The organism is Rhodococcus koreensis, assembly GCF_017068375.1.
Classification (GTDB): Bacteria; Actinomycetota; Actinomycetes; order Mycobacteriales; family Mycobacteriaceae; genus Rhodococcus_F; species Rhodococcus_F koreensis.
Genome location: NZ_CP070613.1, coordinates 49,807 through 56,535 on the forward strand (window position 1 = coordinate 49,807; position 6,729 = coordinate 56,535).

Sequence of the window (6,729 nt, forward strand, 5' to 3'; positions counted from 1 at the left end):
GTTGAGCCCGCCATGTGTCCACGCGTTGCGGTCGGTGCCCACGGGTCGTCTGCTCTACACCGAGGACGCCCTACCTGCGGTGCGGTTGGTGACCTTCGCCGCCCCCCGCGCCGAGATCGTCATCGCGACCGAGAACGAGTCCTGGTTCGCCCGCTTCGATCGGACGTTCGTGGCGTTCGAGGCCGGCCACGTCGAGTCGGGAACCCGCGACGGATGGAGTGTGGTCGTGCTCGGTCACGCCCGCACTGCCACGGGCTCGGAGTATCTGTCCGGGTTCGACCACACGGGCCCCTCCCCGTGGATGATCCAGCCCTCGGATTGCTACCTCGTCCTCGACATCGAGTACGTCACCGGCCGCCGCCTGACCCTGCCCCGGCTGGCAGGCGACCACCGATAAGGGCTCGCACTGCGTGGTGACCGTGGTCGGGCATGGCCTCGGTAGCGGCGCGATCACCACCGATTTCTCCGGCACTGACACCCGCACCTTCGCGGCGCGCCGCCTGACGGAAGAATCCACGTTCACACACCCGAATCCGTTCTCGGCGAGAATGTGTCGACGTCACCGTTGAGGCACGCGACTCTCCGTCTCGGCGCACGCTCAGCCCATCGCATCGGACAGGGCGGACGGGGCGGCACGTGCCACCGTCGTCGTGTGGGTGACGATGCTTGCGCTCGGGGCGGTCACCGCGAGCTCAATGCGAGGCCGAAGGTCACCCGTTCGTCCTTGGCGGCTGGTCTCCGCGTCGCCGGCCTGCCGTCGACGCACGCCCGGTGGAACGTGGCCGGGAAGGTGCTTTCTCTGTCGCTTCTGCCGATGACCTTGTGCTCTACGCCGCGCGCCCTGAGTGCGGAAGACTCGGATTGCGTAAGGATGGCCGAGGAGGCACGGGATGAATGTCCATCAGTCATCCGCATCACGCTGGTGGAGACTGACTCCGTGGAGCCGAAATCCCCTCATGCGGGCCAGGGACCGTTTCGATGTCGTCGTCGCGGCCGTCGTGATCAGCTTCGTGCTGATCATGGTCCCGTTCGCGGCGGCGTTCGGAACGGTGACCAACACCCGCCTGAACGATCAGTCTCGCGCCGACCTGCAGAGCGGACATGCACAATCTGCTGTTCTCATCGACGATCCGCACCAAGTGCTCGTGGGGGGCGCGGCCGGTGACGCCCCGGACACCGAAGACCATGCGACGGCTCAGTGGACTGCGCCCGATGGCACCCTCCAGTCCACCGACGTGGAAACCCGACCCGGCGCCCGCCGCGGCGACACCGTCTCGGTGTGGATCGGTCCTGACGGCCACGTGGTCGACGAGCCCCGATCGGGCCCGGAGAACGCGGCGATCGCCGTCGGCGCCGCGCTGTCGGTGTGGGCCACCGCCGCGGTGGGTTCCTTCCTGCTGCTCTGCGGGGTCCGGTGGGTGAATACGCGAAGCCGGATGCGCCAGTGGGATCGAGAATGGAACGATGTCGGCCGCACACCGGGATGGCCGGTCAGCTGACGATCCCCGCCTGGCGGGGCCACTGGATCGGATCGTCATCGGCGGGACCACGAGGCTGCAGACGGGGCAAGATCATCTAATTCGCTTGCACCGCAACACTGTTGCGGTGCGCGCAGCCGGACCTCTGCATGTCAGATAGGCGACGGCTTCTCGTCGGTGCCAGCCGAGCCGGGGTCGTCCCCATCGGCGAACATCGCCTGGATCCGTTGCAGGATCTCCGGCGTGCTCATTGCTCGGCGGGTGGGAATGCAGTGATGCGGTGCGCTCACCGAAGAAGCCTGCAGGCGTGTCATGTGGGTACTCTCAGTCGCACAGATGTGGCCGAGCGGTGGCCAAGGCGCGGGCACCGATCCCGGTCACCATCAGTGTTCCTACCCACGCGACGGTCCGGCTAGGGGACAAAGTCCTTTCCACCGATCCCACCGATCCCGCCGAAAAACCCGCGGTGGGGCCGGCACGTCGATGGTGGCGGGGTCGGCGGCGGTCGAATTCCAGACCCCCGACTGATGAAGCTGTACGGTCGGATGTGCGGTCGGGCCCTCGCCTTCGCCCACGCCCGCGGGGGCGACCGGATCGCCATCGCCGCCTACCTCGGGGACGGCACCGATTTCGACGATGTGATGGCGGAGTTCGCCGACACGTACGCCGACCAGAACGCCCGAGACCATGCAGCACTGCTCGAGGCCATCACCGCGGGTCGCATCACGGCCGACACCGGGCTCTGAGTCGTACCCGACAGGCGTTCCAACATCATCGGTGATGGGGGGACTACGAAACAGACCGTGGGTAGAGGGGAGCGTGGGTAGAGGGGAGTTAGTCCCTCAGTTCCCCTCTGGCCCTTCGTCGGAGGCCGGTGCTGCGGGCTCCGGGATGCGCCTCATGCGGAACGAATTGAACAGCCCGATGAGACCGGCGAGGATGGGGATGAGCAGGGCGATTTGAAGGGCGAGCGGTCGTGCGTCGGTGTTGATGCGGATGATCTCGTCCTGAATTTCCGGGGGCTGGTCGACGAGCAACTGTTCGAGCTGGGTGTTGCTCATGACTTCGGCGTCGTCCTCGAGCACCTGCGCCACCTGTTGCTGCTCGGCGGGCGGGAGCACGGTGCTCGACTCCGCCATCGAGGTGAAGGTGAAGGACAGCGTTGCCAGCATGATGGCGCCGGCGAACGCCAGCCCGAACGAGAGCCCGAACGATCCCGCCGCGGAATTGACGCTGGCGGCCTCGCTGATCCGCTCCTCCTCGATCGGTGCCAGCGTGTAGTTGTTGAGTTGAGACACCAGCAACCCCAACCCGGATCCGGCGATCACCAACGGGATCACCAGGCCCCAGCCGAACTCGGCGCGCGGCACGATCGGGATCAGCGCCGCGATCCCGATCGTCAGAAGCACGAATCCCCACCGGATGATGCTGCTCGGGCGCCGGTCGCCCGCCTTCTTGCCCGCGAGCACCGCCACTGCGAACATGCTGAGCGAGAGGGGTGCGAGGGACAAGCCAGCCTGCATCGCGTTGTACTCGAGCACCATCTGCAGGTAGATCGGTAGCGCGATCATCGTGCCACCCAGGGCGATCTGCTGGAGCATCTGCCCGGAGATGCCCAGTCGGAAGATCTTGGAGCGGAACAGGTCCGGGTCCAGCAGTGCCGGCTTTCCTTGACGTTTGCGCCGCACGAGCCAGTACGCCAGCACGGCCATCGCAATCGCACCGATCACCAGGAGCGCACCAACGGATTCGCCGCCCTCCTGCCACACCAGGATTCCGAGCACGATCCCGCCCATGCCCAGAACGGAGAGGGCCGCGCCCACCAGGTCGATGACGCGGGGTCCGGTGTAGGGCACGTCGCGGACCAGTTTGATGCCGGACAGCACGACCGCGATGATGACGACTTCGAGCACGAACCCGACGCGCCACGAGAGATAGGTGGTGATGAAACCGCCGAGCAGCGGTCCGACGGCGGCGGCGATCGCGGCCGCCGCCCCGACCAGGGCGTAGACCTTCTTCTGAGCGGCGCCTTCGAAGTTGCCGTGGATGAGGGACTGCATCGCGGGCAACAGGAGTGACGCGCCGATTCCACCGAGTATTGCCCAGAAGATGATGATCGCGGTCAGGCTCTGTGCGAGTGCCATCGCGGACGCACCGATGGCGTAGCCGAGCAGGCCCAGCACGTACGCCCGTTTGCGCCCGATGAGATCGCCGACCTTGCCACCGATGAGGATGAACGCGGCGGATACCAGCGCCTCGAGTGCGATCGCGGCCTGGACGCCGCTGACGGTCGTGTCGAGGTCGCGAACCACCGACGAGATCGACACGTTCATCAGTGATGTGTCGACGACGAGCACGAACATCGCCATCGCCAGCAGCAGTCCGAGCAGGCGTTGCGGGCCCGCTGCCTTCTCGGAGGGATCGCTGGTCGTCGGTCCTTCGGTCATCACAGACCCACCGCCGCGGCTGTCATGACGTCGAGCCGGACGGGCGTGTGAGCGCGAGACCGTGTCGGCCTGCCGATCGGTCGCCCGCGCAGACCTGCGGACACGAGGTGGGTCGGTAATCGACGGCGAGCCACCCAAGACGTCACGGCCACCTCCTGCGCGCACACCGCCCTGGTCAGGTCATCGGGCCCGGGACGGGAATGGGGTGGGGGTAGACGCGAGCGCGACGTCGATCCCGCAACACTGAGTGTCTCATGTGTGGGGCGACCTATCTAGAATTCAAGCCCCGGGCCGGGCATGAGCCAAGCGTCGTTCCATACCCGACGCGCTCGGATGATTTCAGAAGCCACAGAGCCGTTCCGAGGACTGATCGTCGCAACGTCGAGCCGAGACGGGCCGGCATCGTTGTTGGTTTCTCCTCGGTTCGGACCGGCCGCCTGCGCCGCGGCGGTGACGGGGAGTACACACTTCGCCGAGGTCAGGAGTCGTCGTGCCCAAGCTGGAGATCCAGCGCAAGTCCGAGCTCTCCCGGAAAGAGGTGTCCGACCGGCTCATCGCGCTCGGGCAGGCCCTCGCGAGCGGCTCCGAGGTGGAACTGGGCTCGGGCGGCGACTCGATCGAAATCGTCGTCGCCGACCGGGTCCGGTGGGAGCTCGAGATTGAGGTCGACGGCGACGAGACCGAGATCGAAATCAGTTGGACGGCCGACGCGGAACTGGAATCGGAGAGTCCGCCTCCGGTCAAGAGTCCCGGCCAAGACCACCGCGCGTCGTGGGCGGCCGCGCACGGCCACCGCCAAGTGATCTGTGCGCGGCGCCGCTGAGTCGGTACCCGGTGGGATCGTTACCCGGCGGGTGGCAGCGCGGCGGGTACGGCGGACGGCGAGACCGATTCGGTGATGTGCCGGCGGGCTGCTTTCTCGACGAGGAGAGGCACGAAGTCACGTACTCGCCCGTTCACGAAGCGCTTGTGCATGTTCCGCACGGTGTTTTCGATGTCCGCCGGTGGGATCGAGGGGTAACGCGTGATCAGGCGGGCGATGACCTGTTCGATCTGCAGCATTTCGTCATCTCCGCGCATTCATTCATCGTCTGCCCCGGAACGGAGAAGGGGCAACACCCGAAATGGCAACGACACGTAGTGTGGTCACCGGTTGATATCGGTGCCGCGCGAAGTCATGTCGGTGCGATCGGTTCGAAGGGCCGGACTTCGTCGTCGCCGGGCCGGACCACCCCGGCCGATGATTCCGGAACTTCGTTCCACGCGCCTTCGAGGTCGCGGAGGGGTTCGGAGACCACGAAACGGGTCTCCCCGCCCAGCCGGTGCAGGACCTCGACCTCCGGGTGCAGTGCGCGCAGCTTCGCGATCTCGGTGGAGAAGAACAGTGACCTCGACTGCCGCTCGCTCGAATAGCGGAAGATCCACAGCGATTCGCCGTCGGTGGTCGCGACGGTCATCTGCACCGGATCCTCGACCCCGTGCGTGTGGCCGACGTCTTCGACGAAGCCGACCGCCCGGGCAACGGCATCGAAGGGATCGTCGACGAGACCGAACGTCAGGGCGAGGAAGAACAAGGTTTCCGAATCCGTGGACCCCTCGATGTCGAGGAACAGGGCCGGGTCGACGGCCATCACCAACTCGCGCCTGATCTCGTGGAAACCGCGCAGTGCGCCGTTGTGCATCCACAACCACTGTCCGTGCCGGAAGGGGTGACAGTTGCTGCGCTGCACCGGTGTCCCGGTCGAGGCCCGCACGTGGGCGAGCAGCATGGGTGTTCGCACCTGACCGGCGATCTCCCGGAGATTGCTGTCGTTCCAGGCCGGTTCGATGCTCTTGTACACCGCCGGTTCGGTGCCCTCGCCGTACCAGCCGACACCGAAGCCGTCACCATTGGTGGTCGTCGCCCCGAGACGTGAGTGCAGACTCTGGTCGATCAGCGAATGTTTAGGGCGGAACAACAGGTCCTCCGCGAGGATCGGCTCCCCCGAGTACGCCATCCACCGGCACATACCTCAATTCAAGCAGAGCCGACCCTGTCTGCGACAGCCCTGACGGGCACAGACCCCGCCCCCTTCGTGAAGGGCGCGCACGGACACCCGAAGGCGATGGTGGCACAGGATCAGCACGCGAAACAGTTTTCGCACCTCGATGGGGTCGACGCCGGATCGAGGGGCGGTCGGCGAGCCTGCGGCTGGCGCTGAGCGTGTCAGCTGAGCGCCTTTGCCTTGAGGGCGTCGAACTCGGCCTGGGTGATGGTGCCCGCGTCGAGCAATGCTTTTGCGTCGGCGATCTGTTCGGCAGCCGACTTCCCGGCCACCTCCCTGATGTAGTGGTCGGTCGCCTGCTTCGCCGCGCTCTGCGCCTCGAGTTGCCGTTCCGCCATGCCGGGGCCCCGGGCGATGAGGTAGACGAACACACTGAGGTACGGCAGCACGACCAGGAAGATGATCCACAGCGTCTTGCCGAGACCGGACATGCCGCGGTCGCGGAACAAGTCACCGAGGACGTGAAACAGGATCATCAGGTAGGCGACGAACGCGAACACCATCAGCGTGTACCAGATCAGTTCCCACAATGAATCCAACATGGTGTGACTCCTTCGAGTGCGGCAGCCCCGCATGTGAGCTGCCTGGGTGCGGAACGGTTCTCAGATGTGCCCGCTCACCAGGCAAGCATCCACCTCCCGGGGCCTGTCGTCGCTGGTTTCTGCGCAACTCACTCTCGCGGGCGCATCCCGTGCGATCACCGCAGTCGAGGCGAGTGCGGCCCCGTCGCCGACCAGGATGTCGTCGAGGTGATCCGGG

General features: G+C 66.2%; 7 protein-coding genes and 2 pseudogenes. 4 read left to right on the top strand and 5 right to left on the bottom strand.

The genetic code is table 11. The features are described from left to right. The first annotated feature begins 1 nt into the window (after position 1). Both JWS14_RS49735 and JWS14_RS49740 read left to right on the top strand, forming a co-directional pair. Entirely contained in the window at positions 2 to 397 is a 396-nt protein-coding gene (locus JWS14_RS49735; RefSeq protein WP_420855192.1) for a pyridoxamine 5'-phosphate oxidase family protein, read from the top strand. A gap of 493 nt (positions 398 to 890) precedes the next feature. Further along, on the top strand, positions 891 to 1,499 hold the full coding sequence (locus tag JWS14_RS49740) for an Rv1733c family protein (RefSeq protein WP_206017575.1): 609 nt from the start codon (positions 891 to 893) through the stop codon (positions 1,497 to 1,499). A 131-nt stretch (positions 1,500 to 1,630) separates the two neighbouring features. On the opposite strand, the gene JWS14_RS49745 is transcribed toward JWS14_RS49740, so the two are convergent. Beyond that, on the bottom strand, positions 1,631 to 1,792 hold the full coding sequence (locus JWS14_RS49745; protein ID WP_164065873.1) for a hypothetical protein: 162 nt from the start codon (positions 1,790 to 1,792) through the stop codon (positions 1,631 to 1,633). Positions 1,793 to 1,970: 178 nt separating this feature from the next. Here JWS14_RS49745 and JWS14_RS49750 point away from each other — a divergent pair. Beyond that, positions 1,971 to 2,224, top strand: a pseudogene (locus tag JWS14_RS49750) (DUF2252 family protein); the annotation flags it as partial. A gap of 96 nt (positions 2,225 to 2,320) precedes the next feature. Here the strand turns inward: JWS14_RS49750 and JWS14_RS49755 are convergent. Beyond that, entirely contained in the window at positions 2,321 to 3,925 is a 1,605-nt protein-coding gene (locus tag JWS14_RS49755; RefSeq protein WP_206017577.1) for an MFS transporter, read from the bottom strand. A 490-nt stretch (positions 3,926 to 4,415) separates the two neighbouring features. On the opposite strand from JWS14_RS49755, the pseudogene JWS14_RS49760 reads away from it, so the two are divergent. Continuing rightward, positions 4,416 to 4,728: pseudogene (locus JWS14_RS49760) on the top strand (amphi-Trp domain-containing protein). A gap of 40 nt (positions 4,729 to 4,768) precedes the next feature. Here the strand turns inward: JWS14_RS49760 and JWS14_RS49765 are convergent. The 3 genes from JWS14_RS49765 to JWS14_RS49775 form a co-directional block, all read right to left on the bottom strand. Next, the gene (locus tag JWS14_RS49765; RefSeq protein ID WP_206017578.1) at positions 4,769 to 5,005 is read right to left on the bottom strand and encodes a three-helix bundle dimerization domain-containing protein; all 237 of its coding nucleotides are present in this window, start codon (positions 5,003 to 5,005) and stop codon (positions 4,769 to 4,771) included. Between the two features lie 95 nt (positions 5,006 to 5,100). Beyond that, positions 5,101 to 5,922, bottom strand: coding sequence for a class II glutamine amidotransferase (locus JWS14_RS49770; protein ID WP_206017579.1), 822 nt, complete (start codon positions 5,920 to 5,922; stop codon positions 5,101 to 5,103). Between the two features lie 209 nt (positions 5,923 to 6,131). Further along, positions 6,132 to 6,512, bottom strand: a complete 381-nt coding sequence (locus tag JWS14_RS49775; protein WP_206017580.1) for an SHOCT domain-containing protein — start codon at positions 6,510 to 6,512, stop codon at positions 6,132 to 6,134. Positions 6,513 to 6,729: the final 217 nt, after the last annotated feature.

Excerpts from the sequence above, each read along its gene's own strand:
- JWS14_RS49740 (WP_206017575.1), top strand. The coding sequence starts at position 891 with ATGAATGTCCATCAGTCATCCGCATCACGCTGGTGGAGACTGACTCCG.
- JWS14_RS49775 (WP_206017580.1), bottom strand. The coding sequence starts at position 6,512 with ATGTTGGATTCATTGTGGGAACTGATCTGGTACACGCTGATGGTGTTC.
- JWS14_RS49755 (WP_206017577.1), bottom strand. The coding sequence starts at position 3,925 with ATGACCGAAGGACCGACGACCAGCGATCCCTCCGAGAAGGCAGCGGGC.
- JWS14_RS49770 (WP_206017579.1), bottom strand. The coding sequence starts at position 5,922 with ATGGCGTACTCGGGGGAGCCGATCCTCGCGGAGGACCTGTTGTTCCGC.
- JWS14_RS49765 (WP_206017578.1), bottom strand. The coding sequence starts at position 5,005 with ATGCGCGGAGATGACGAAATGCTGCAGATCGAACAGGTCATCGCCCGC.
- JWS14_RS49745 (WP_164065873.1), bottom strand. The coding sequence starts at position 1,792 with ATGACACGCCTGCAGGCTTCTTCGGTGAGCGCACCGCATCACTGCATT.